Annotated in this window: 21 protein-coding genes; 13 read left to right on the top strand and 8 right to left on the bottom strand. The window is 62.0% G+C overall.

Annotated elements, in window-relative coordinates:
* Positions 1 to 83: 83 nt before the first annotated feature.
* Positions 84 to 2,144, bottom strand: a complete 2,061-nt coding sequence (locus tag AC0CMF_RS11425; protein WP_374629925.1) for an elongation factor G — start codon at positions 2,142 to 2,144, stop codon at positions 84 to 86.
* 333 nt (positions 2,145 to 2,477) lie between these two features.
* Between AC0CMF_RS11425 and AC0CMF_RS11420 the strand changes: the two genes are divergently transcribed.
* Positions 2,478 to 2,819 (top strand): hypothetical protein, encoded by a 342-nt coding sequence (locus AC0CMF_RS11420; protein WP_374629924.1) that lies wholly within the window; start codon positions 2,478 to 2,480, stop codon positions 2,817 to 2,819.
* A 178-nt stretch (positions 2,820 to 2,997) separates the two neighbouring features.
* Here AC0CMF_RS11420 and AC0CMF_RS11415 read toward each other — a convergent pair whose 3' ends face one another.
* A complete protein-coding gene (locus AC0CMF_RS11415) occupies positions 2,998 to 4,197 on the bottom strand; it encodes a pyridoxal phosphate-dependent aminotransferase (RefSeq protein ID WP_050474873.1) in 1,200 nt (399 codons plus the stop codon).
* A 260-nt stretch (positions 4,198 to 4,457) separates the two neighbouring features.
* Positions 4,458 to 5,597 (bottom strand): PAS domain-containing protein, encoded by a 1,140-nt coding sequence (locus AC0CMF_RS11410; RefSeq protein WP_374629923.1) that lies wholly within the window; start codon positions 5,595 to 5,597, stop codon positions 4,458 to 4,460.
* 227 nt (positions 5,598 to 5,824) lie between these two features.
* On the opposite strand from AC0CMF_RS11410, the gene AC0CMF_RS11405 reads away from it, so the two are divergent.
* From AC0CMF_RS11405 to AC0CMF_RS11390, 4 genes are all read left to right on the top strand, one after another.
* A complete protein-coding gene (locus tag AC0CMF_RS11405) occupies positions 5,825 to 6,106 on the top strand; it encodes a hypothetical protein (RefSeq protein ID WP_050474872.1) in 282 nt (93 codons plus the stop codon).
* The gene (locus AC0CMF_RS11400) at positions 6,093 to 6,416 is read left to right on the top strand and encodes a hypothetical protein (RefSeq protein WP_094463191.1); all 324 of its coding nucleotides are present in this window, start codon (positions 6,093 to 6,095) and stop codon (positions 6,414 to 6,416) included. Before AC0CMF_RS11405 ends, AC0CMF_RS11400 begins: the two co-directional genes overlap by 14 nt.
* A 185-nt stretch (positions 6,417 to 6,601) precedes the next feature.
* Positions 6,602 to 7,012, top strand: a complete 411-nt coding sequence (locus tag AC0CMF_RS11395; RefSeq protein ID WP_050474870.1) for a DUF3775 domain-containing protein — start codon at positions 6,602 to 6,604, stop codon at positions 7,010 to 7,012.
* A gap of 356 nt (positions 7,013 to 7,368) precedes the next feature.
* The gene (locus AC0CMF_RS11390; RefSeq protein WP_472481689.1) at positions 7,369 to 8,367 is read left to right on the top strand and encodes an acetyltransferase domain-containing protein; all 999 of its coding nucleotides are present in this window, start codon (positions 7,369 to 7,371) and stop codon (positions 8,365 to 8,367) included.
* A gap of 9 nt (positions 8,368 to 8,376) precedes the next feature.
* Here the strand turns inward: AC0CMF_RS11390 and AC0CMF_RS11385 are convergent, their stop codons facing one another.
* On the bottom strand, positions 8,377 to 9,189 hold the full coding sequence (locus AC0CMF_RS11385) for a choline/ethanolamine kinase family protein (protein ID WP_472481769.1): 813 nt from the start codon (positions 9,187 to 9,189) through the stop codon (positions 8,377 to 8,379).
* 248 nt (positions 9,190 to 9,437) lie between these two features.
* Here AC0CMF_RS11385 and AC0CMF_RS11380 point away from each other — a divergent pair, with 248 nt between their 5' ends.
* Complete coding sequence (locus AC0CMF_RS11380) at positions 9,438 to 9,731, top strand: Rdx family protein (RefSeq protein WP_472481687.1); 294 nt, start codon at positions 9,438 to 9,440, stop codon at positions 9,729 to 9,731.
* Here the strand turns inward: AC0CMF_RS11380 and AC0CMF_RS11375 are convergent.
* Positions 9,728 to 10,174, bottom strand: coding sequence for a MarR family winged helix-turn-helix transcriptional regulator (locus AC0CMF_RS11375; RefSeq protein ID WP_472481685.1), 447 nt, complete (start codon positions 10,172 to 10,174; stop codon positions 9,728 to 9,730). The two genes, AC0CMF_RS11380 and AC0CMF_RS11375, sit on opposite strands and share 4 nt — an antisense overlap.
* Before the next feature lie 128 nt (positions 10,175 to 10,302).
* On the opposite strand from AC0CMF_RS11375, the gene AC0CMF_RS11370 reads away from it, so the two are divergent.
* Entirely contained in the window at positions 10,303 to 10,788 is a 486-nt protein-coding gene (locus tag AC0CMF_RS11370) for a DUF1579 domain-containing protein (protein ID WP_472481683.1), read from the top strand.
* A gap of 36 nt (positions 10,789 to 10,824) precedes the next feature.
* Positions 10,825 to 11,601, top strand: coding sequence for a VOC family protein (locus AC0CMF_RS11365; protein WP_472481681.1), 777 nt, complete (start codon positions 10,825 to 10,827; stop codon positions 11,599 to 11,601).
* A gap of 57 nt (positions 11,602 to 11,658) precedes the next feature.
* Here the strand turns inward: AC0CMF_RS11365 and AC0CMF_RS11360 are convergent, their stop codons facing one another.
* Together AC0CMF_RS11360 and AC0CMF_RS11355 are read right to left on the bottom strand one after the other, a co-directional pair.
* The gene (locus tag AC0CMF_RS11360) at positions 11,659 to 12,042 is read right to left on the bottom strand and encodes a carboxymuconolactone decarboxylase family protein (protein WP_472481679.1); all 384 of its coding nucleotides are present in this window, start codon (positions 12,040 to 12,042) and stop codon (positions 11,659 to 11,661) included.
* Positions 12,042 to 12,473 (bottom strand): MerR family transcriptional regulator, encoded by a 432-nt coding sequence (locus AC0CMF_RS11355; RefSeq protein WP_050474863.1) that lies wholly within the window; start codon positions 12,471 to 12,473, stop codon positions 12,042 to 12,044. Before AC0CMF_RS11355 ends, AC0CMF_RS11360 begins: the two co-directional genes overlap by 1 nt.
* A 282-nt stretch (positions 12,474 to 12,755) precedes the next feature.
* On the opposite strand from AC0CMF_RS11355, the gene AC0CMF_RS11350 reads away from it, so the two are divergent.
* Together AC0CMF_RS11350 and uvrB are read left to right on the top strand one after the other, a co-directional pair.
* Positions 12,756 to 13,667 carry an HNH endonuclease gene (locus AC0CMF_RS11350; protein WP_472481677.1) on the top strand — a complete coding sequence of 304 codons (912 nt, stop codon included), beginning with the start codon at positions 12,756 to 12,758 and terminating at the stop codon, positions 13,665 to 13,667.
* A 64-nt stretch (positions 13,668 to 13,731) separates the two neighbouring features.
* Complete coding sequence (gene uvrB, locus AC0CMF_RS11345; protein ID WP_472481675.1) at positions 13,732 to 16,653, top strand: excinuclease ABC subunit UvrB; 2,922 nt, start codon at positions 13,732 to 13,734, stop codon at positions 16,651 to 16,653.
* 46 nt (positions 16,654 to 16,699) lie between these two features.
* Here the strand turns inward: uvrB and AC0CMF_RS11340 are convergent, their stop codons facing one another.
* On the bottom strand, positions 16,700 to 17,269 hold the full coding sequence (locus AC0CMF_RS11340) for a hypothetical protein (RefSeq protein WP_374629913.1): 570 nt from the start codon (positions 17,267 to 17,269) through the stop codon (positions 16,700 to 16,702).
* A gap of 137 nt (positions 17,270 to 17,406) precedes the next feature.
* Here AC0CMF_RS11340 and AC0CMF_RS11335 point away from each other — a divergent pair, with 137 nt between their 5' ends.
* The 3 genes from AC0CMF_RS11335 to AC0CMF_RS11325 all read left to right on the top strand — a co-directional run bounded on the left by AC0CMF_RS11335 (position 17,407) and on the right by AC0CMF_RS11325 (position 21,533).
* Positions 17,407 to 17,754, top strand: coding sequence for a hypothetical protein (locus tag AC0CMF_RS11335; protein WP_374629912.1), 348 nt, complete (start codon positions 17,407 to 17,409; stop codon positions 17,752 to 17,754).
* A gap of 649 nt (positions 17,755 to 18,403) precedes the next feature.
* Positions 18,404 to 19,039, top strand: coding sequence for a substrate-binding periplasmic protein (locus AC0CMF_RS11330; protein WP_374629911.1), 636 nt, complete (start codon positions 18,404 to 18,406; stop codon positions 19,037 to 19,039).
* A gap of 121 nt (positions 19,040 to 19,160) precedes the next feature.
* Positions 19,161 to 21,533 (top strand): SIR2 family protein, encoded by a 2,373-nt coding sequence (locus tag AC0CMF_RS11325; RefSeq protein ID WP_374629910.1) that lies wholly within the window; start codon positions 19,161 to 19,163, stop codon positions 21,531 to 21,533.
* Positions 21,534 to 21,750: the final 217 nt, after the last annotated feature.

Genomic DNA, 21,750 nt, shown 5'->3' with positions numbered 1-21,750 from the left:
CAGGAAGATGAGGCCGGCGCCCGTCCGCACCGGCCTCGCCCCTCCTGTTGGCAGCAGCCCGAAGGGCTGCATGGAGAGCTCCTTTATGCAGCCTTCTGGCGCTCGCGGGCAAGTATCTGATCTGCGAGCTTACCGGTCACCTCTGCCAGATGGTCAAAGCGGCGGTGGAAGCTGCCCGCCCCTGCCGTTGCTGACCGCAATTCCACGATCAGACCGTCCAGCTCCGCCTGCGGCATCAGGCAGCGCACCTCGTCCCACCCGGCCCAGCCGGGCCTTGCATCAAAGCCGAGGATCTGGCCGCGCCTAGCAGGGATGATGGCGTTGATGCGTGCCGTCGCTTCGGACGGGCACACCACGATCACCTCGTCCATCGGCTCCAGCAGCACCGGGCTGCACTCCGGCAGCCCTTCCCGCATCGCCGTGATCGCCGCCATGCGGAAGGCCTGATCGGAACTGTCGACCGAGTGATAGGACCCGTCCGTCAGCACGACCGAAATATCCACCAGCGGGAAGCCCAGCGCGCCATGGCCCAGCGCCTCGCGCACCCCTTCTTCCACGGATGGGATATACTGGCGCGGCACCACGCCGCCGGTGATCTTCTCGGCAAAGACAAAGCCCTCGCCGCGCCCCAGCGGGCGGATTTCCAGCACCACATCCCCGAACTGGCCATGCCCGCCCGACTGTTTTTTGTGCCGCCCGCGCACGCTGGTCCCCTTGCGGATGGTTTCGCGATAGGCAATCTGCGGCGCGCGCGCCTCCACCGTCAGGCCATATTTGCCCTTCAGCCGGGCCAGCGCGACACGCAGGTGCATCTCGCCCTGCCCTTCCAGCAGGGTCTCGCCGGTCGCCTCGCTCAGCCGCGCATGCAGGGCGGGGTCCTCTTCCGTCAGTTTATGCAGGGCAGCGGAGAGCTTCACATCGTCCTTGTGATCGGCCGTGGAGATGGCAAGCCCCATCACCGGCTCCGGCCGGCGGAAGGGCATCCACTGCCGGATCGGCTCCTTCAGCCCCAGCAGCATGCCGGTCTGCGCCCCGTCGAGCTTCGCCAGCGCCACGGTTTCCCCCTCTCCTGCCGCACCCCGGCGGCTCGCCTGCTGGCCGAACAGCGAAAGCAGACCGGATGGCTTCTCCGCTCCGCCCTCCGGCAGATGCAGCCCCTGCCCCTCGGCCACCGTGCCGCCCAGCACCCGCGTCACCGACAGCTTGCCGCCATGCAGCGTGTGCAGCGTCTTCATCACCACGCCCGCCTCGGTGGAGGGGCTCAGGCCCAACCGCGCCCGCGTCGCCACCACATCCGGCCCCTCGTGCCGCAGGGCCTTCATCAGCCGCTGGATACCGTTGCCGTGCTCTGCCGAGCCGATGAAGACCGGACAGATCAGCCCCTGCCGCATTTCCTCGGCGAGATCGGTGAACACCCGCTCCCGGCCCGGTGCCATGTCCTCCAGCAGGGTTTCCATCAGCACGTCATCGTGGTCGGCCAGCCGCTCCAGCATGGAGAAGCGCGCTTCCACCTCGCGGGCGAGTTCATCACCCGGCATGTCGATCACGAGACTTTCCGCATGCTCGCGGTAGACAAAGGCCCGCTCCAGGGCAAGATCGATGAAGCCCACGGCGATGCCGTTCTTCCAGATCGGGATCTGCCGCAAAACCAGCGGCACGCTGGAGGCCGGCTGCAGCATCTGCAGCACGTCGCGCACCCGCTGGGTGGCCTTGTCGATCTTGTTGAGGAACAGAAGCCGGGGCACACCGCGCTCTTCCAGCATCTTGAGGATCAGTTGCAGCGCGGGAACCTTCTTCTCGTCCGCTTCCGCCACCACGATCGCCAGATCCGCGCCGCACAGGGCGCCTTCCGTATCGGTGAGAAACTCGACGGAGCCGGGGCAATCGAGGAAGGTATAGTGGTCCCCCAGATACTCCGTTCCGGCGATGTTCATCTCGATGCTCATGCTGTGAGCCCGCGCCTCCGGCGAGGCATCCCCCGTCATGTTGCCGCCTGCCTGGCTGCCTTGTCTGGAAATTGCCCCCGTGCGCGCCAATATGGCTTCCATCAGGGTTGTCTTGCCGCTTCCGAAGGGCCCGACAATCGCGATGCAGCGGGGGCCGGATCGTCTGCCGCTGCTGGTGCTTTCCTGAATGCCGCTCATGCTGCCGTCTCCCGTTGGCTTGTGTTGCCAGCGCGAGGATCGCGGCAGGAGATGACGCCGCGTCTGCGCGCCGTCCACCCGCTGCAGGGACATGAGCCGTCTTGTCCGGACGCTCCGGAGCCGGGCCAGGCCCTGCGGCGTTTGAGCATTGCAGCTCCGCGCGCGTTTGACGCCGCCACGTCGCTGTTGAAGGCATCGTCGCGCCGCGCGGGCGCCATTTGCAAGCAAAAGATGTGCGGCACTGCAGCATCAAACGGCCTTGCCCCTGCCGCATCTGCGGGCCACAACAAGGCCAGAGACAACCGGACGAGGCAGCGAAGGGCCGAAGTCAGCATGCAGATCCAGACGCTCAAAGGCCTTGTTGCAACCGCCCTGCTTCTGTCGGCAGCCCTGCTGACGCTTGACACAGGCTCCGAAGCTCAGGCCCAGACCTCCGCCCTGCGCCGCTCCAGCGACAACGGCACTGCCGCCGCCCCGTCCATGCGCGGCCAGGCCGGGCGCATGCTTCTGGACAAAAGCCAGCAGCAGCAGACGCAAGGCCTCGACAAGCGCCAGCAGATCGAAGCCGAACACCGCCGCGAACGGGCCAGGGAACTCGCCCAGCCCTGTACCCAGCCCGGCTGCCCGACAAAGCCGGAATACCGGGATGTTTACGGGAAGCCAAAGAAGCGCTGAAACAATGGAGCTCTGGCAATTTACAAAGGTAGAGTTTTGCGGGCGCCGCTGCAGCCCCTCCATCGTCATCCCGGTCAAACGCAGCGCGAGCCGGGATGACCACGGAGAGGACTTTAACGACAAAAAACCCGCCGGTTTTCACCGGCGGGCTCTTCAATCACTTACCGTCAGAAACGGCTCAGCGCAGGTTAGCGCAAAAGCGCTGGATGCGCTGGCAGGCGTCTTCCAGGGCTTCGGTTGCGGTGGCATAGGAGATGCGGAAGTTCGGGCCAAGGCCGAAGGCCGAGCCCTGCACCACGGCAACGCCTTCAGCTTCCAGCAACTCGGTCACGAAGTCCTCGTCGGTCTCGATGACCTTGCCGGACGGCGCGGTCTTGCCGATGCAGCCTTCGCAGGACGGGAACACGTAGAACGCGCCTTCCGGCACCGGGCAAACGAGACCCTTGGCCTGGTTCAGCATGGACACCACCAGATCACGGCGGGCCTTGAAGATCTCGTTGTTCTTCGGGATGAAGTCCTGCGTGCCGTTCAGCGCTTCCACGGCCGCATACTGGGCGATGGAGCTGGGGTTGGACGTGGACTGGGACTGCACCGTCGCCATCGCCTTGATCAGCTGCACGGGACCGGCCGCATAGCCGATGCGCCAGCCGGTCATGGCATAGGCCTTGGAGACACCGTTCACCGTCAGCGTGCGGTCATAGAGCGACGGCTCGACCTGCGCCGGGGTGGTGAACTCGAAGTTGTCGTAGACGAGGTGCTCATACATGTCGTCGCTCATCACCCACACATGCGGATGACGGACGAGCACATCGGTGAGCGCCTTCAGCTCGGCGCGCGTGTAGGCGGCGCCCGAGGGGTTCGACGGCGAGTTGAAGATGAACCACTTGGTCTTCGGCGTGATCGCCGCTTCCAGCGCTTCGGCCGTGATCTTGAAGGTCTTCTTGTCGGCCTCCACGATCACCGGCGTGCCGCCGGCCAGCTCCACCATGTCCGGGTAGCTCACCCAGTACGGCGTCGGGATCAGCACTTCGTCGCCCGGGTTCACGGTGGCGACCAGGGCGTTGTAGAGCACCTGCTTGCCGCCGGTGCCGACCGTCACCTGTGCCGGGGTGTAGGTCAGGCCGTTCTCGCGCTTGAACTTGGCGCAGATCGCCTCCTTCAGCTCGGGAATGCCGTCCACGGCGGTGTATTTGGTCTTGCCCTCATTGATGGCCTTGATCGCCGCAGCCTTGATGTTTTCCGGGGTATCGAAGTCCGGTTCGCCAGCGCCAAGACCGATAACGTCCCGGCCGGCGGCTTTCAGCTCACGCGCCTTGTTGGTGACCGCAATCGTTGCGGACGGTTTCACACGCGAAAGAGCATCGGCAATAAAGCCCATGAGGGTCCTCCATAGGAGACATGGTGATTTCGAGCGCGCGGACCCTAAGCCGACAACAGAACAGCCGCAAGGCCAAAGACCCGCAGAAGGGCGCCTTGCGTCAATTTTTGTGCCAAAAAATAAAACCACCCGGACGGCAGGCAGACCAATGTTCGAAAAACGGGAGCCTCCCTCCCTGACCATCAGGGGCTATTGAACCTGCCGGACATCATCGCATGTGCGTACGGCATGAGGGAAAGAGTGCCGCCCGGCCGGACCCCTCAGGCCCGGCTTTCCAGCACCAGATGCGGCGGGTCCTCGTCGTTGTCGATGAAGATCGCGCGGATGCGCTTGTTTCTGGACGAGCCGTCAAGGCCGTTCACCACCACGGCGATGGGAATGTTGTTGGCCTTTTTCGCGGCCTCAAGCAGCAGCCCGTAGCTCTTGGGATGCAGCAGCGTTTCGGTGATGGGATGCTCATCCATCGACTGCTGGGTCAGCTGAAAGGCCTTGCGCGCCGCCTTGTTGGCCGCCAGCATCTTGCGTGTCTTCGTGTCGACGACGATCAACGGCGACGTCATCACATCGAAAATCCGGGTAAAATCCGCATCGCCGTGGCCGTCCGGCTCTGCCGTGAAGACGACACCTCCGGCGGTTTCTGAAAGGCGGAAGAACAGCGCTGAATAGTTCATCACCATCGTGTCGCCATTGGGCATCTTGAAACGCCCCTTGCCGGAGGCGCTGGACGTGCGGGCGAGAACCGTCTGAATCAGCGCCGCCAGCGTCTTGCCGACCCGCTTCGGGATATGGGCGATGTTGCGCCCGATGCAGAGCGCCGGATCGTCAATGCCGAAGGCGTGAAAGAAGCCGGGGCTGGCATAGCGGACATAGCCGAAATTATCGGCCGTCATGACGATCTTGCCGGAATTCTCGACGAAGTGCTTCAGGATCGGCGCAAGGCCGCGCACCACATGCCCGCCCTCTCCGCCGGCGGCAACCGCCGAAGGATGGCAAATGACAAACTGGCGCCCATCGCCTGCGTCGTAACGCCAGCCGGTCAGGCTGATGCCGGCAATGCCGCTCTCCGCATCCGTGCCCACATCCATCGGGCCGCACTTGCCTTTCCGGATGACGGTGTTGAACAGATTGAGAAGATTTTTCTGCGTCTGCGGCGCCAGCGCGGAAAGCGCCTCGGACAGGGCGGCCTGTTTCAGCCCGGCCCCCTTGCCCTCGATCTGGGCCGTCGAGGTTTCGAGCCACATCAGCCGCTTGGCGGATGGATCGGCGATCAGAAACCAAAGACCGGAGAGACTGAGATGCGGCCCGGCGTGGGCATCCGGCACCGCGGAAGCCGCAGTCTGCAAAAGCTTCTGGTCCGGCGCCTGCATCACTGCCGCCGCCGCCTCGCTTGATCCGCTCATGCCTCTTGCCCGTCCCTGGCGGGCCCATCCCCGCGCCGAAACATCCAGTACGTTCCGGTATCGCCTGCAAGGGCAAAAATCCAGTGAAGATGATCGTTACAAACTGAAACTTTTCCCGCCACGAAATGGCCATGAAAAATGCTGCAACCCGCCCGTTTCCGGGCCGCAGGCCGTCGCATTTTCAGGCCAGTTTCTGCCCGTCTGGGCGCTGATGAAAGGGCCTTGGAATGGTAGATCAGACGATGCTCGACCCACAGAACTCCTTCAAGGAGATTTTCCGGCTCACCCCCTTCACCGCCGCCGGCGGTGCTGGCGTTGCAGCCGTTGCGATTTATGCGGTGACCGCGTCCCCCTCAGAAGATGGCCTGATGCTGACGCTGGCAGCGGCCTTCGCTGGCATGCTCTCCCTGACCCTCAGCCTCGGCATGAAGCTGCTGCAGGATCTGGAGGCGCGCCCGCTGCGGCAGGCATTCCCCGTGACGGAGAGGACCTGTGATGACCGGAGCTGACCGCACAGCCACAGGCTCCTCTGCGCCGGAACCGGAACGGCAGGCACAAGCAGGAAACACCCGGATGGATGCCCCGCCGATGGCCACCATCCGCACTGCACGCAAGACGCGTCCCGAAGACGAGGCGAGCCTGCGCCCCCTCGGCATGGCGATTGTGTTCGGCGTCATGCTCGCCGCTGCCGTTGCCTTCCTCGGCTCTTCGCCGTCGGCGCATGAGCCCGGGCAGAACAATGCCGCTCAACAGGACATGCAGCACCCCGCGCAGGCCGGCAAGGACCTGCGCCACCTGCAGGCTCTGCGCTCCGGGTGAAGCTCCGGCCAGATCCGTTGTGCATTTATGCGAAAGCCCCGGGAGCGCGCTCTGCGGGGCTTTCGCATGTCCGGCACACACCTGGCCGCGTGCCGCATTGCACCAGCCGCCTCCGGGCCTGCCCCGTTGCGTCTCTGTTCATCCAATGACTTAATGAGGGAGTGAAAGACACATGGAGTTCTGCCATGGCCGTTGAACTGACCCTGTCGCCTGAAACAATCCGCATGCTGGTGCAGAAGGCCCGCTCCGCAGCTGCTGCCCTCAACGACGCTTTCGAGGAAGACCGCGGCAATGGCATCGACTTTGATGAGGACCATCTCTCCGACCTCCACATGCACGATGGCCTTGCGGAAGAGGAATCCATCGACCTCAGCGAGGAGGAACTGCGGGAGCTGATCTCGGACCTGAACGTGGATGAGTCGGCCGAACTGGTCGCCATTGCCTGGGTCGGCCGCGGCGACTTTGATGCCAGCGACTTCGATCAGGCCGTCGAGGAGGCCCGGGCCAGAGGCATGAAGGGCGCCGCCAGCTATCTGATCGGCCTGCCCCTGCTCGCCGACTATCTGGAAAACGGCTTGGAAACACTCGGCTTTTAGGATCTTTTCCACAGCCGCAGAAAAAACATGCAGGACAACGGAACCGGAGGGTCAAATAGGGCTTTAACCAGACGTTAACCATATGCAACGTTCCTAGGGACGTCACATATGGACCAACCCCAACCGGGAGGAGCCCTGAGATGAGCATTCAGGATCGTTATGATACCGATAGTCTCGTCAGCAGTCCGCGTTCACCCTGGCCCTATGTAGCGGGCTTTATCGCAGTTTCAGCCTTTGCCAGCGTTCTGGCGTCCGCCTTTCTTGGCTAGGCATACCGTCAGGCACCTGCCCGGCTCGCTCCGGCAGCCTGCCAGAAGCGCCGGGCACGGCAGGCGGAGTTTCAACGGATCTCCGCAATGACCGCCAGCCCGGCACCCAGTTCCCCAAGTACCGGTTCTTCCACGCTGCGCCTTCACGGGCTGGACCTTGCCCGTGGCCTCGCGCTGCTGGCCATGGTGTCCTATCACCTGTCCTGGGATCTTTCCTGGTTCGGGATCGTGGACTGGCCCGTCAACGAGGATGGCGGCTGGCAGACCTATGCCCGGCTGATTGCAGGCACCTTCCTGTTTCTCGCCGGTGTCAGCCTCACCCTGGCCCATGGCAGCGGCATCCGCTGGCGCGCCTTCTGGCGCCGGGAAGCCGTGATCCTGGTGGCTGCAGCCGCTGTCAGCGCCGGCACATGGTATGCACTCGACGCCAGCATGGTGCGCTTCGGCATTCTCCACTGCATTGCCGCAGCCAGCCTGCTGGCCCTACCCTTTGTCCGCCTGCCCGCCCTTGCGTCCGTTGCCGCCGCGCTGCTGGTCTTCTCCCTGCCCTTCTGGGCTGCTGGCCCTGCCTTCGACGGGCCGCTGTGGCTCTGGACAGGACTTGGCGATCCCGGCTTTTCCAGCGTGGACTGGGTACCGGTCGTGCCCTGGGCAGGCGCAACCCTGCTGGGCGTTGCTGCCGGGCACATGCTGCGCCACCCTGACGTAAAATTCTGGGCCTCCCGCTGGCAGCCGCGCTCCGCTTTCGGCCATCTGCTTTGCCGGGGCGGACGCCACTCGCTGGCGGTCTATCTGATCCATCAGCCGGTTCTATTCGGCAGCCTCTGGCTGGTGGCAGCCAGCGGCGTCATCGAGGACAGAACCTCCCGTGACTTTCAGGAAAACTGCACCCTGACCTGCACGGCGGGCGGTGTGGAACAGCCCGCCTGCGCGCGCATCTGTTCCTGCACCCTCAGCACAATGAAATCTGAAGGCCTATGGGACAAGCTGCTGGGCAATCCGGAAGATACCGGCCTTCTGAGCCAGATGAACACCAGTCATGCTGCTTGCGTGCAGCAGGAGTTCGAGGCCAATCCGCCGCAGTGACCGCAGCGCTCAGACGTTGGCGCTGAGCCGCGCCCGCGCCAGCCGCTCAACCGCAAAGGCCCTGAAATCCGCCGCATCATTGCCGCGCGCGGCCTGCCCCAGCGCCCAGAGCGCGGAAATGCCATCGCAGACCGGCTTCATCGCGGCAACCCGGCGGCGCATCACGTCAGGGTCTTCGCCATGGGCAAGGCCTGCGGCATGGGCAGTCAGAAACGCGGCCTCGGCAGCAGCATCCAGCCCGCATTCCAGCACCGCATAAGCCAGATCCCAGGCCGGATCGGACCAGCCCGCATATTCCCAGTCGATCAGCCACAAGCGCCTGCCATCACTGAGAATGTTCCCCGGCACCAGATCGCAATGGCATGGGGCGGGCGGCACCTGCGGCACTGCTGCAAGGTCACCGGCTGCGTCCCGCAGAAAGGCAAGATCCTCCGGCGGCGCGCCGTCTGCCTCTGCCGCAAGGATCATCTCCTGAAGCCGCTGCGAGGGCACGAAGACCGGCGGCCGTGCCAGCCCGCCGAAAGTGGCAGCCGCCCCATGCAGCCGCGCCAGCAGCGCCCCCAGAAGCTCTGCCCCGGCAACACCCGCCGCCGCAAGCGGATGGGCATCCGGCACCGCCTCGATCAGCATCACGCCTTGCTCCGGCACCGCCAGGACCACCCGCGGCCCCAGTCCCAGCCGTTCGGCAACGCGCGAGAACTCAGCCTCGGTCTGGCGATCGACAAGCCCCCGGTTCTCCGCCCGCTCCACCCTCAGGACAAGGCTGCCCGCCTCCCCCGTCAGCCGGTAGACGTGATTGCTGAGGCCGGAGACCGCCGTCACCTGCAACAGGTCTCCTCCCTCCCGGCGCAACGCCATAGCCAGCGGCGGACAGGACGCAAGAGCCGCCGCAAGAGGCGCAGGCAAAGGCTGGGGCAACAGATCAGGCATGAACGGGAACCACGGAACCGGGGCGGGCAGCAAAGTGCATCCCTTCTGCTCCATCCTGTCCCCGGCGGCAAGCGGCCAGCCGCAAGCGCAGTTTCCACGCGCCTCTTCCCGGAGCGGCGGACTCACCGCATACTCACGCCATGACCGAAAAGCCCGCCATCACCATCACCTACTGCCGCCAGTGCAACTGGATGCTCCGCTCCGCCTGGCTGGCGCAGGAACTGCTGTCCACCTTCTCCGAGGAAATCGGCTCCGTCACCCTCATCCCCGGCACCGGCGGCGTGTTCCTCATCACCTGCGACGGCACGCAGATCTGGGAGCGCAAGGAAGACGGCGGCTTCCCCGAGGCGAAAGTGCTGAAACAGCGCCTGCGCAATCTCGTCTGGCCGGAGCGGGATCTCGGCCATTCGGACGGGCATAAAAGCGGCGGCTAGCCGCTGATTTCCGCCAGCCCATCGCGCAGAACCTGCGGATCGGCCGTCATCCCCGCTTCAAGCGCCCCATGCACCTCATCCCAGATGGGCACCGCAGCGGCAAGCGTCAGCGCCCCGGCTTGTGTCAGATGCAGCCGCTTGCCGCGTCTATCCTTCGGATCCGGCAGAACCTCCACCCAGCCCTTGCGCGCCAGCGGCTTCAGCGCCGCCGTCAGCGTGGTCCGGTCCATGCCCAGAAGCCCGGCCACCTGCCCCAGCGCCGGAGCCTCCGGCCGGTTCAGTGCCATCATCAGGGAGAATTGCTGGTTTGTCAGTCCGGTGGGCTTCAGCGCCAGATCAAAGCGGCGCGCCAGTGCACGGGCGGCACGCTGGGCGAAAAGGCACAGGCAGGTGTCCTTCACCTGCAGGGTCTTGGCATAAGGAACGGGCGGGGTATTTGACATGGTCTATTTATGTTGATATCAACTCATATCGTCAATCGGCAGTTTTCGGGGATAGAGCGCCCTGATCCGGCGCGCAAGCGCGCTCATGCCGGACGGCACCAATCAGCAACCGGGAGAGGAAGCCCTTCATGCAACCTTCAACCGCAACAGAGCATCACAAGATCCTGCGCAGGCTCGCGGGCGAATGGCGGATGATCTCGTCCACCGGTCACCCGGATTATGATCCGGAGGATCCGGCGAAGCGCTGGACCGAAACCGGACGCATGCTCGGAGATCTCTGGGCCATCATCGAAACGCGCGGCCCCATGCCCGATGGAGCACCGGCGGAAATGCTGATGACCATCGGCTACGACCCTGCCCTTGGCCGCTACACCGGCACCTGGACCGGCTCCATGATGGATTACCTCTGGGTCTACCGCGGCTGGCTGGAAGACGAGGGACAGACGCTGGTTCTGGAAGCCGATGGCCCGGATTTCGACACGCCCGGCAAAAGCGCCGTCTACCGCGATGTGATCCGCTTCCTGCCGGACGGCACCCGCAGCTTCACCGGCAGCGTGCAGCAGCCGGATGGCACCTTCCGCGAGTTCATGACCCACATTCTGGCTCCAGCCTGACGGCTCGCCCCTTTAATTTGCAATGAGGAGACTCCCATGATCGGGAAATTCATCTGGTACGAGCTGATGACCACGGATCCGAAAGCAGCCGCTGCGTTCTATTCGGACGTGGTGGGGTGGCAGGTCTCGGATTCGGGCATGCCGGGCTTCGATTACACGCTTCTGACCGTTCCCGGCCAGCCGATGCCCAGCGCAGGCCTGATGGCCCTGCCGGGCGAACTGGTCGGCTCAGGCGTGCCGCCCCATTGGATCGGCTATGTGGGTGTTGCCGATGTGAATGCCAAGGCCACCGAATTTGCCGCCAGCGGCGGCAGGATTGTCCGCCCGGCAGAGGATATCCCGCAGGTCGGCCGCTTTGCCGTCGTGGCCGATCCACACGGCGCCGTCCTCAGCCTGTTCAAGCCGGACATGCCGGATGGGCCTCTGCCGCCGGAACCGGCCATGGGCCTTCCCGGCACCTTCGGCTGGAGCGAGCTTTATGCCGGAGACGGCGCGGAAGCCTTCATCTTCTACAGCAAGATGTTCGGCTGGGAGAAGGACATGGCCGTCGACATGGGGCCAATGGGCACCTACCAGTGCTTCGCCCTGAACGGCCAGGGCATCGGCGGCATCATGACCAAAATGCCGGACATGCCGCAGCCTTTCTGGAACTACTACATCAACGTCGAAGCCCTTGACGCCGCCATCGCCCGCGTCACCAAGGCCGGCGGCAAGGTCATCCACGGCCCGCAGGAAGTCCCCGGCGGCGCCTGGATCATCAACGCCCTCGACCCGCAAGGCGCCATGTTCTCGCTGGTGTCGATGAAGCGGTGACAAAGAAAACCTTCAGCCCAGACCTCTCCGAAGGCCCGGGCTGAGGGCACAGGAAATTCACTCCGGCTGAGCCGCTTCGGCAAATACCTCGCGCGCGGCATTGAGGCCGTTGATTGCGGCTGGAAGCCCGCCATAGACAGCCATCTGCCAGACAGCCTCTACAATTTCCCTGCGGCTCGCCCCTGCCGCAAGCGCATGGGCAATATTCACCTTCAGCTGCGGGCCGGTCTGGCCGCCCAGCGCCGTGAGTGCGGCGACAGTGCAGAGCTGCCGGGTTTTCAGATCCAGCCCGGTGCGGGCATAGTGGCGGCCATAGGCCCATTCCACCAGACTTTCGCTAAAGCCCGGCACCAGATCGTCATACCGCTCTGCGAGCACCTGCTCGAGACCGGGATTCAGCAGGCGGACGACATCACGTCCCTGTTCAAGCGCAGCAGTCATCATGCTCTCCGTTTGGCTTTGCGAACGGCCGGAGCTCCAGCCTGTGAGGCCGGAACAGCAGCCGGGTCCTCGGCTTCCCCGGCTTCGATCTTGCGGTAAAGCGCCACCTTGCCGTCGAGCAGTTCCAGCGTTTGCTGCAGTTCCCAGATGCTGGCCGAAACCTTCTGGCGGTGCCGCTCAATCATCTCCCGCCGCTCACGGGCCGTGGCGGCTCCCCGTGCCCGCAGCTCCGCATAGGCCAGCCGGTCGCGGATGCCCATGCCGGTGGCCTTCAGCCTTTCGAGGAACTCAAGCCAGCGCAGGGCCGGCTCGTCATAGACCCGGTGGCCGCCGGCATCCCGCAAAGGGGGCGGGATCAGGCCGATCTTTTCGTAATAGCGTAAGGTATCGACACTCAGGCCCGTCCGGGCCGCGAGATCACCGATCTTCATGAAACCTCTTTCCCGGGCATGCCCTGCTTCTCCGCAAGCCGCCCGCGTGGCTGTTCGATCCATGACATTTGCCCAGTTGCGCTGGACAATTACCAACGCTAGGTGCTGGAGCGCACTCCAGGTCAAGCCGGTTTTTTCCGCTTTCTCACCGCGTCCGGGATCGCCCGGCCTTGCCTGGCGGTGTCAGGGTGATCGACGCCCGCGATCCGAACAGGACAAGCACACATACAACCTGTTGTACTGATTGCGACTTTCTCCTACTCATGGAGTCAGGAGATCGCCATGACACAAGCCGTCCTGTATCATAAAGTCGACAGCATCTACGACGACATAACGGGAAAGCAGTATCACTTCCCGAAACAGTACCTCAAACGGATGGAACAAACCGTCGGAGACTGGATCGTCTATTATGGTCCCATTCCGAGGTCCAAGGGGAGTTTTTATTTTGGCGTCGCACGTGTCAAAAACATAACTGCTGACACCAAGATCGAAAATCACTTCTACGCCCACCTGACCGACTATATCGACTTCGACAGATGGGTTCACTACATGGAAAATGGCGGTTATGAGCAGCGCATGGTTCTGCCTGATGGACGGCCGAACGGTGGACTGACGGTCAACGCGGTTCGCCTTCTGGAGCCGTCCGAATTTCAGGCTATCGTGACGGCCGGCATCGCAAATCCCGATGAATGGCCGGATCGCGTCGATGCTCCGCAGGATGCAGATCATGTGCCCGCTCAGCCCGGCCTTGGCGAAACGCCGCAGGCACCATTCTTTGGACCTGAGGTCAACAGACCCATCATCCCTCAATTGCTGAATCGGCGCTTCCGGGATGCAAAATTCAAACAGAACATTCGTCGCGTCTACGATCGCACATGCGCATTCACAGGCCTGCGACTGATCAACGGCGGCGGTCGACCCGAGGTGGAAGCTGCACATATCGTGCCTGTGGAGCATGGTGGTTCGGATTCAATCCAGAACGGCATTGCTCTTTCGGGTACGGTTCACTGGATGTTCGATAGGGGTCTCCTGTGCATGCAGGACGACTACACGATCACTCCATCGCGGCACCTGAACTACGATGTCTCGCACCTTTTGCACAAAGATATGAAGGCTCGCGTGCCTGAGCTTGCGCACCTGCGGCCGCATCCAGATTGCCTCAAATGGCATCGGGAACAGGTTTTCAAACAGTGATTAGCCAGAACAAAGCCGCAACACCCCCTTTCCCCGGCAGCGGTTTCGGCCCATATTGCACGGCATGAGCAAGAAGCCTGCCTCCCCCACCACTCCGGACCCCTCCAGCCAGCCGGAAGGCTTTGGCGAAGCGCCGCAGGCGGCGTTTGAGGGCGCGCCTCTGCCATCCGTCAACCTGTCCGGATCGATTGCCGACTGGGCGGAGGAGATCGCCGGGGCAGCGGAGAAGCTTCCGGCTGAGCCACCAGCACCGGCGGCAGATGCGGCGCCACGCAAGGCTGCACGCGGCAAGGGCAAGGCGGAAACCGGAAGCCGCTCGTCACGCGGCACCTCCATCGGCAAGGCGGAAAGCGCCAGAGAGCGGGCAGCCGGCGGTCTCAACCCGGTGGCCGGGCTCGATATCTCGCTGGAAGAGGCCGAAAAGCTCGAGCAGCATCTCAAGGAAAACAAGAAGAAGAAGGGCCGCAACGCCCTGCCGGAGCTGTCCGGCAATCAGGGCGCCACGGCCACCGTGCAGGCGCTTTCGGCGCTGATCGAAAGCGGCAATCCGCTGCACAAGAACGGCGAGCTGTGGGTGCCACACCGGCCCGACCGGCCGGAGAAGTCCGAAGGCGGCGTGCCGATCGTGCTGAAATCCGCCTATGAGCCGCGCGGCGACCAGCCCACGGCCATTGCGGAGCTGGTCTCCGGCCTTGAAAGCGGCGAGCAGACGCAGGTTCTGCTGGGCGTCACCGGCTCGGGCAAGACCTACACCATGGCGCAGGTCATCGCCCGCACCCAGCGCCCGGCGCTGATCCTGGCGCCGAACAAGACGCTGGCGGCGCAGCTCTACGGCGAGTTCAAGAGCTTCTTCCCGGACAATGCCGTCGAATATTTCGTCTCCTACTACGACTATTACCAGCCCGAGGCCTATGTGCCGCGGACGGACACCTATATCGAGAAGGAATCCTCGATCAACGAGCAGATCGACCGGATGCGCCACGCCGCCACCCGCGCCCTGATCGAGCGCGATGACGTGATCATCGTCGCCTCCGTTTCCTGCATCTACGGTATCGGCTCGGTCGAGACCTATACGGCCATGACCTTCGCGCTGGAGGTGGGCGAGCGCATCGACCAGCGCCAGCTGCTGGCCGATCTGGTGGCGCTGCAATACAAGCGCAATGACGCGGCCTTCCAGCGCGGCGCCTTCCGGGTGCGCGGCGACACGGTGGAACTGTTCCCGGCCCACCTTGAGGACCGGGCCTGGCGCATTACGCTGTTTGGCGACGAGGTGGAGTCGATCACCGAATTCGACCCGCTCACCGGCAAGAAGTCCGGCGAGATGAAGAGCGTCAAGATCTACGCCAACTCGCACTATGTGACGCCCAAGCCGACGCTGCAGCAGGCAACCCGCTCCATCAAGACCGAGCTGAAGCAGCGGCTGGAAGAGCTGCACGCCCACGGCCGCCTGCTGGAAGCGCAGCGGCTGGAACAGCGCACCATGTATGATCTGGAGATGCTGGAGGCCACCGGCTCCTGCGCCGGCATCGAGAACTATTCGCGCTATCTGACGGGCCGCAAGCCGGGCGAGCCGCCCCCGACCCTGTTCGAATACCTGCCGGACAACGCGCTGGTGTTCCTTGACGAAAGCCATGTCACCGTGCCGCAGATCGGCGCCATGTACCGGGGCGACTTCCGGCGCAAGGCGACGCTGGCGGAATACGGCTTCCGCCTGCCGTCCTGCATGGACAACCGGCCGCTGCGCTTCGAGGAATGGAACGCCATGCGGCCCCAGTCCATCGCCGTGTCGGCCACGCCCGGCAAGTGGGAGCTGGACGAATCCGGCGGCGTCTTCGCCGAGCAGGTGATCCGCCCCACCGGTCTGATCGACCCGCCGGTTCTGGTGCGCCCCGCCTCGTCGCAGGTGGACGACCTTCTGGGCGAGGTGCGCGAGACATCCGCCAAGGGCTACCGCACGCTGGTCACCACCCTGACCAAGCGCATGGCCGAGGATCTGACGGAATATCTGCACGAAAACGGCGTGCGGGTGCGCTACATGCACTCGGACATCGACACGCTGGAGCGCATCGAGATCATCCGCGACCTGCGCCTTGGCGCCTTCGACGTGCTGGTGGGCATCAACCTGCTGCGCGAAGGCCTCGACATTCCCGAATGCGCACTGGTCGCCATTCTGGACGCGGACAAGGAAGGCTTCCTGCGCTCGGAAACCTCGCTAGTGCAGACCATCGGCCGCGCGGCCCGTAACGTGGATGGCAAGGTCATCCTCTATGCGGACAACATCACCGGCTCCATGGAGCGGGCGATGGCGGAAACCACCCGCCGCCGCGAGAAGCAGATCGCCTACAACACCGAGCATGGCATCACCCCGGAAAGCGTGAAGCGCTCCATCGGCGACATTCTGGAAAGCATCTACGAGCAGGACCACGTCACCGTGGATGCGGGCTTTGCGGAAGAGGGCAATCTGGTCGGGCACAATTTCAAGGCCCATCTGGAAAGCCTCGAAAAACAGATGCGCGAAGCCGCCGCCGATCTCGACTTCGAAACCGCCGCCCGGCTGCGCGACGAAATCCGCCGCCTGCAGGCAACCGAGCTTGCCCTCAGCAGCGATCCCTTGGCTCGCCAGTCCGAGGTGGAAGAGCAAGGTGGCAGCTATCGGGGCGAACGTCTCTATGGCGCTGGCGGCACCAAGGAAGGCGCCAGCGGCAAGAAGAAGGAAACCGCGGCCGACCGCGCCCGGGCGGCCAAGTCCTCGAGTATGCCAGCGCCCAGTTCAAAGGTGCGCAAGAACTCGCTGGACGAAATGACCGTCGGCCGCACGGAAGTGCCCGCCCATGCAGGCCCGCTGCCGAAGAAGCCCGTCATCCAGGCAGAGGACGCTCCGCATCTCACCCCGCGCGGCAAGACCGGCATCGGCTCCTACGAAGACCCGGCAGACGAAAAACGCCGCAAGGGCCGCTCCCGCAAGACAGGAAGGCCTGGACAATAACAAAACAGAAATGTCAATTAAATATAAAGACCGCCATCTGACCCACTTACTTAGCCAGATCTAAAAATTTCTTAGCACGATCATCCAGGAACTTCTTCTCTAAATCATCAACTCTTGTCTTAACAACAAGCGTAGATGCTTGCAAATTCATGATGCCAACGCCATAAGACTCTGGAACAGCCATTTGTAAAAGCGTCAAAACAGCTCTTTCTTTATCTTTAGGATAAGGATCTTTACCAAAATTAATACCGACAATACGGTAGGAGTTTGCTGTCAACGTATGCAAAGACCACGTCACCTGGACAAACAACCCAGAAAACTCAACATCCACCCTTGTAAATCCATCCCAAGAAAGCCCATTATCTTCTTTCATTTCCATGTAATTTTTTGCCATAATTTTAAAAGCTTCAGATTTTCTAGATGATACTCGACTGTACAGACTCAGAAATTCGGCATCACTCAAATTTCCCTTCTCGTAAGCCTCAAGGGTCTCTCTAAATTTCTTATAACGATCTTTCGCCGGGTCATATTCGGAATTAATCGCATCCATTATTTCAAGGACCTTTGATTTGTCCTTTCGACGATTCCCGTACGCAAAATCAACAAACTGACGCATCCTGATTTTCATGACACACCAACCAAATAATTTGATATATACCTAGATTACTCTAGGTTATTTAAAATTGCAAACATACTCAGCGCACGCAATCTAACACCATTGCCCCTCCCCCTTCCCCGTGCCATCCTCCACCGATGCACCACACATCATCCCTTCTCCTCCTCGCTGCGGCCCTCGCCCTGCCCTCTCTCATCCCTGCCCCGGTTCTGGCGGCAGGGGCGGAGCTGCCGGCCTGTGCGGTGTCGGGGGCGCGGTCGGTGTTCATCAATGGGCGGCCGGCGCTGCGGCTTGCGGATGTGGCCGGATGCCCGGCGGGCATGTTCGAGACCGTGCCGGGGCTTTTCATTGAAGGGCAGCCCGCTGTGCGGCTGTCCGCGCCAAAGGAAGGCTGTATCGCCACCGGCTCATCCAACGTGATTGCGGGGGGCGGCATGGCACCAAGAGCGGGTGATGTGGCCTGCCCGCCTGCTCCCCAGCGCTAATACCAGCTCTCGATGAGCTCGACTTATCGGAAGTTGGTCAAGCCCGCGCGGCGCTTGAACAACTTCAAAGCGTGATGCGTCAGCATCGAAAGCCTTGGCATAAGCGCAGGCCGATGAAAAAGGAGCCGCCGAACGTGCTCCCTCCCTTTGTTTTCACGCAACTGCGGAGGCAAACCGGTTCCCGCTTTTGCTGGACTTGCTCCAGTTGACTTTGCGTTAGTTTTATTTAACCTTTAACGTCACAGCGCGGGGGCGCAGACATATCATGCCAGATCCGGCGAGATCCGGTTGCCCCTGACTTATCAGGAACCGGCCATTTCCGTGCGGCACGTGAGCATTTTCAAGACTTGACCGGCCGTAGCAAGCAACCCGGCTTCACCATCATGCCTTGTGAGTGCTCCATCACTGCGCCAGCTTGTCCAGGCACTCAGGAAACGGGTTCAGCGAACTTGGTATAAGCACATCATCCGGTTACCTGGCCTTAAGCGGAACGGGACAAACTGCGCGAGCGATCTGGCGCCTGTGGGAGGGGGGCATGGTGAGGTGTCTGACCGGCAGAGCACGGAAGTGTTTCAGATACTCCGCCATCCTCGCGGCACTGCTTGTGCCGCTGGCTTCGGGCCAAGCCGGTGCAGAGGCGAAACCGGCCTTGCGGCTGACCACACTGGAATGGCCGCCTCATGTTTTCGCAGACGGTTCCGGTCCCGTGGCAGATGCGGTCAGGCAGGCCTTCAGCCGGACCGGGCAGGCTGTGATCATAGAGGTTCACCCGTGGCACCGGGCGGTTTCGCTTGTGGCTGAAAACCCGGCCTATGCGGGCGTCTTTCCCGCGTACTATTCCCTCAGGGCGGATGCAGAAGCGGACGGTCACCGCTGTCTTTTTTCGCAGCCTTTTGACAAAAGCCCACTGGGCTTGGCCGAGCACCGCAGCGGGCCCGTGACATGGGACAGGATCGGCGATCTCGCAGATCTGCGGATCGGCACGGTCCGCGGCTACAAAAATGAGGACATGTTTGATCTTCTGGTCGCAACGGGCAGAATCCACGCAGTTGAAGCCACCAGCGACGAGCAGAACCTGCGTAATCTCGTCGAGGGGAAAATTGCCGCCGCGGTGATCGATCTCAAGGTCTACGAACACCTGACCGCCAACACGCAGGATCTCAAGGACGCCGCTGGAAACTTGCAGTTCAACAGCCGGCTCCTGGGAACTCCGGACTTCCATATCTGCTTTCAGAACTCCCCCGAGGGCCGCCGCGCGCGGGAGATCTTCGAGAAGGGCCTCTAGAGCACTTTCCGATCATTCTGGATCATATCCGAAAGCGCTCTAGAATTCAGAGTTTCAAACACTGACGTTGAAGGTTGCGATCTCGCAAGAGTTGTCACACATTGTGCAAAATGGAGGAAGTATGACGCACGATCCTGACAAACTCGAGGACTTCGACCCTGAATCTTCAATCCTCTTCCTTGGGTCCGGGTTCAGTCTTGGGGCGACTAACATAGCGAACACCAGCCCGCCGAATGGTAAGGGGCTTCGTCGACATTTCATCCAATTACTCAAGCTTCCTGCGGATACAGACTATGATTTGCAGGTGCTCAGCGAGGAGTTTGCTGAGAATGACCCCCAAATGCTGCGCGACGAACTCTACAGGATCTTCCGGCTGCGAACATTAACTCCGGGACAAACGGCCGTTCTCAACGAGTCGTGGCGACGCATCTACTCAACCAATTACGACGACGCGGTAGAATTGCATCGCTTGAGCAAGAATACACCGCCGAATGCGTTCGACGTTTCGGAGCCTGTTCCAAACAAGCTGCCTCACGGAGCTTTAGTGCATCTCCACGGCAGCATTCGTTTGATTACGCCCGCGAATGTGAAAGAAAGCCTCGTTCTTGGAGAGGGTTCCTACGTCAACCAGTATGTCGTTCGTTCGCCTTGGTATGATCAGTTCCAACGGGATATAGCCTTCGCAAGCGCACTATACATCATCGGATACAATCTCGCCGACTACCACATCGCTGGTTTACTAATGGCCAATCCGAAGCTGGCAGAGCGAACCGTCTTTATCCAAGGCCCCGATCCCGATAAGACCTTCGAGCGCCGCACCACGCAGTATGGGCGTACTAAGTTCATTGGGACAGACGGCTTCGCGGAAGCAATCGCGCGCGCTCATCGTCACGCCGCGCCTGCACTCGACAATCTTCGTTCTTTCCGATCGCTCTCGCCGACGCGCGACAAGAAGACGGCCGCACGTCCGACTGCGGCCGAAGTGTTCGATCTACTTGTGTATGGCGATTTCGATGCCCGTCGTTTGGCCCGTTCGCAACCCGGCGAGGATTACGCGATCGCACGAAGCGAAGCTGTGCGTACGGCGGCAGAGGCAATCGAGTCCAAAGCTTCGCTCGTGGTAGATGGCCGCCTCGGAAACGGGAAGTCGATCTTCCTCCACTTGCTCGCGTTCGAGCTTTCTTCAAGAGGCTGGACCTGCTTGTTGCTTCAGCCTGGTCATCCAGACCTCCAACGCGAGGTCGCGGCTCTTGCGGGCATTGATCGTGTGGTAGTGTTCATCGACCAGTATTCGGCCGTACAGGACAACTTACGCGGCCTTCGGGAGGCTCTTCCAAAGGCCAAGCTCGTAGTCGAGGTGCGCACAGGAACATTCGAGGTCCGGTTTCACGAGCTCACCGAGCTTCTGCCCAAGCCATTTGATAGGGTGAGTCTGAACACGCTGACACGCGCCGAGGTGGTCGCGTTTGGCCGATTGTGTGAACGCGTCGGGCTCCAAGCACCTACTGAGGACCGCCGAAGCGATCTGCGCGATATGCTGCTTGACATGTTCGAAAACCAAGCGATTCGGGACCGTGTTCGCGCGGCCCTGGCTCCACTCTTCAAGAAACGGGCCACAAGGCGCATCCTAGCCATGACGATGTTGATCGCCACGCATCAGGGATCGGTAGGCGCTGCCTTTGTTCGATCGGTAGCTGGCGAGGATCCGTTTGCTGCGCTCAAGCCGCTCGAAGATCTGTCGCATGAGATTTTCGAGACGTCGGCCGACAGCTTCAAAGCTCGTTCGGCGGTCTTCTCATCATTTGTGATTGCAGAATTCATCGACCCGGACGAGATCGTCGACGCCGTGGTTGAGGTGACGTTAGCCGCAGCCCAGCGGCGAAACGAAAGGCCATACCGCATCCTCATGTCGAACATGATGGCATATTCGAGTTTGCGTCGAACCTTACGCGGTAAAGGGGACCCGCAAGCGGTCATCGTTAGCATCTATGAACGTCTTCGCTACGACGAGCGCGTAAATGGAGAACCACTCTTCTGGCTTCAGTACGCCATATTGATGGCCGAGATGCCTCGGCTCGATGCGGCTGATGAATACATCGCTACCGCGTACAGGAAGGCCGAGGCCCTTTCCGGTTTTCAAACCTATCAAATTGACACGCAAGCTTTCCGCATCGCTTTGTTGCGTGCAACCGAGCAGAAGGCAGGGCAGGCAATCTTTAACATTGAAGTGATCCTCACAGGGATTGAGCGGATTGACGCGATGCTCAGTGACGGGAGTCAGAGGTCCTATGCCGTAAGGGTACTTGATCACGTTCAGGCATTTGTGGCCGCACGCCGAGGCGATCTCGCAGTCGGCGAGCGGACGGCGTTGCAGTTCTGGTTGCTGAAGGTAGCGAAATCGCTCGCCGCGCTGCCGGAAGACTTCAAGGCGACGGCGGGTTCCGAAGCTGTCCGAAAGCGTGTAGAGGCGGCCGCCAATAGCTTTGTCAATTGACATGAAGCGGAGAGTTTTGACAGAGCGGCGAGCGCGGATGGAGCGACAACACTCAGTGCCATGTGGGCCGACGATGAACGAATGCGCAAAATTGCCGCATGGCATACCACCAACAATGACCGGGCTGGGCGTTTTGCAGATCGACAAGACGCATCAGTTGGTTCTTTCTCTGACTAGAGATCAAGCCCATGCGCTGTCTAAGTCTTTTCGAGCTGCG

The sequence above is a fragment of the Pannonibacter sp. CBAS1226 genome (assembly GCF_055685825.1).
The sequence above is the reverse complement of the archived record's forward strand: the minus strand, read 5'-3'. Positions and strand labels throughout refer to the sequence as shown.

Excerpts from the sequence above, each read along its gene's own strand:
- AC0CMF_RS11425 (WP_374629925.1), bottom strand. The coding sequence starts at position 2,144 with ATGAGCGGCATTCAGGAAAGCACCAGCAGCGGCAGACGATCCGGCCCC.
- AC0CMF_RS11420 (WP_374629924.1), top strand. The coding sequence starts at position 2,478 with ATGCAGATCCAGACGCTCAAAGGCCTTGTTGCAACCGCCCTGCTTCTG.
- AC0CMF_RS11415 (WP_050474873.1), bottom strand. The coding sequence starts at position 4,197 with ATGGGCTTTATTGCCGATGCTCTTTCGCGTGTGAAACCGTCCGCAACG.
- AC0CMF_RS11410 (WP_374629923.1), bottom strand. The coding sequence starts at position 5,597 with ATGAGCGGATCAAGCGAGGCGGCGGCGGCAGTGATGCAGGCGCCGGAC.
- AC0CMF_RS11405 (WP_050474872.1), top strand. The coding sequence starts at position 5,825 with ATGGTAGATCAGACGATGCTCGACCCACAGAACTCCTTCAAGGAGATT.
- AC0CMF_RS11400 (WP_094463191.1), top strand. The coding sequence starts at position 6,093 with ATGACCGGAGCTGACCGCACAGCCACAGGCTCCTCTGCGCCGGAACCG.
- AC0CMF_RS11395 (WP_050474870.1), top strand. The coding sequence starts at position 6,602 with ATGGCCGTTGAACTGACCCTGTCGCCTGAAACAATCCGCATGCTGGTG.
- AC0CMF_RS11390 (WP_472481689.1), top strand. The coding sequence starts at position 7,369 with ATGACCGCCAGCCCGGCACCCAGTTCCCCAAGTACCGGTTCTTCCACG.
- AC0CMF_RS11380 (WP_472481687.1), top strand. The coding sequence starts at position 9,438 with ATGACCGAAAAGCCCGCCATCACCATCACCTACTGCCGCCAGTGCAAC.
- AC0CMF_RS11375 (WP_472481685.1), bottom strand. The coding sequence starts at position 10,174 with ATGTCAAATACCCCGCCCGTTCCTTATGCCAAGACCCTGCAGGTGAAG.
- AC0CMF_RS11370 (WP_472481683.1), top strand. The coding sequence starts at position 10,303 with ATGCAACCTTCAACCGCAACAGAGCATCACAAGATCCTGCGCAGGCTC.
- AC0CMF_RS11365 (WP_472481681.1), top strand. The coding sequence starts at position 10,825 with ATGATCGGGAAATTCATCTGGTACGAGCTGATGACCACGGATCCGAAA.
- AC0CMF_RS11360 (WP_472481679.1), bottom strand. The coding sequence starts at position 12,042 with ATGACTGCTGCGCTTGAACAGGGACGTGATGTCGTCCGCCTGCTGAAT.
- AC0CMF_RS11355 (WP_050474863.1), bottom strand. The coding sequence starts at position 12,473 with ATGAAGATCGGTGATCTCGCGGCCCGGACGGGCCTGAGTGTCGATACC.
- AC0CMF_RS11350 (WP_472481677.1), top strand. The coding sequence starts at position 12,756 with ATGACACAAGCCGTCCTGTATCATAAAGTCGACAGCATCTACGACGAC.
- uvrB (WP_472481675.1), top strand. The coding sequence starts at position 13,732 with ATGAGCAAGAAGCCTGCCTCCCCCACCACTCCGGACCCCTCCAGCCAG.
- AC0CMF_RS11340 (WP_374629913.1), bottom strand. The coding sequence starts at position 17,269 with ATGCGTCAGTTTGTTGATTTTGCGTACGGGAATCGTCGAAAGGACAAA.
- AC0CMF_RS11335 (WP_374629912.1), top strand. The coding sequence starts at position 17,407 with ATGCACCACACATCATCCCTTCTCCTCCTCGCTGCGGCCCTCGCCCTG.
- AC0CMF_RS11325 (WP_374629910.1), top strand. The coding sequence starts at position 19,161 with ATGACGCACGATCCTGACAAACTCGAGGACTTCGACCCTGAATCTTCA.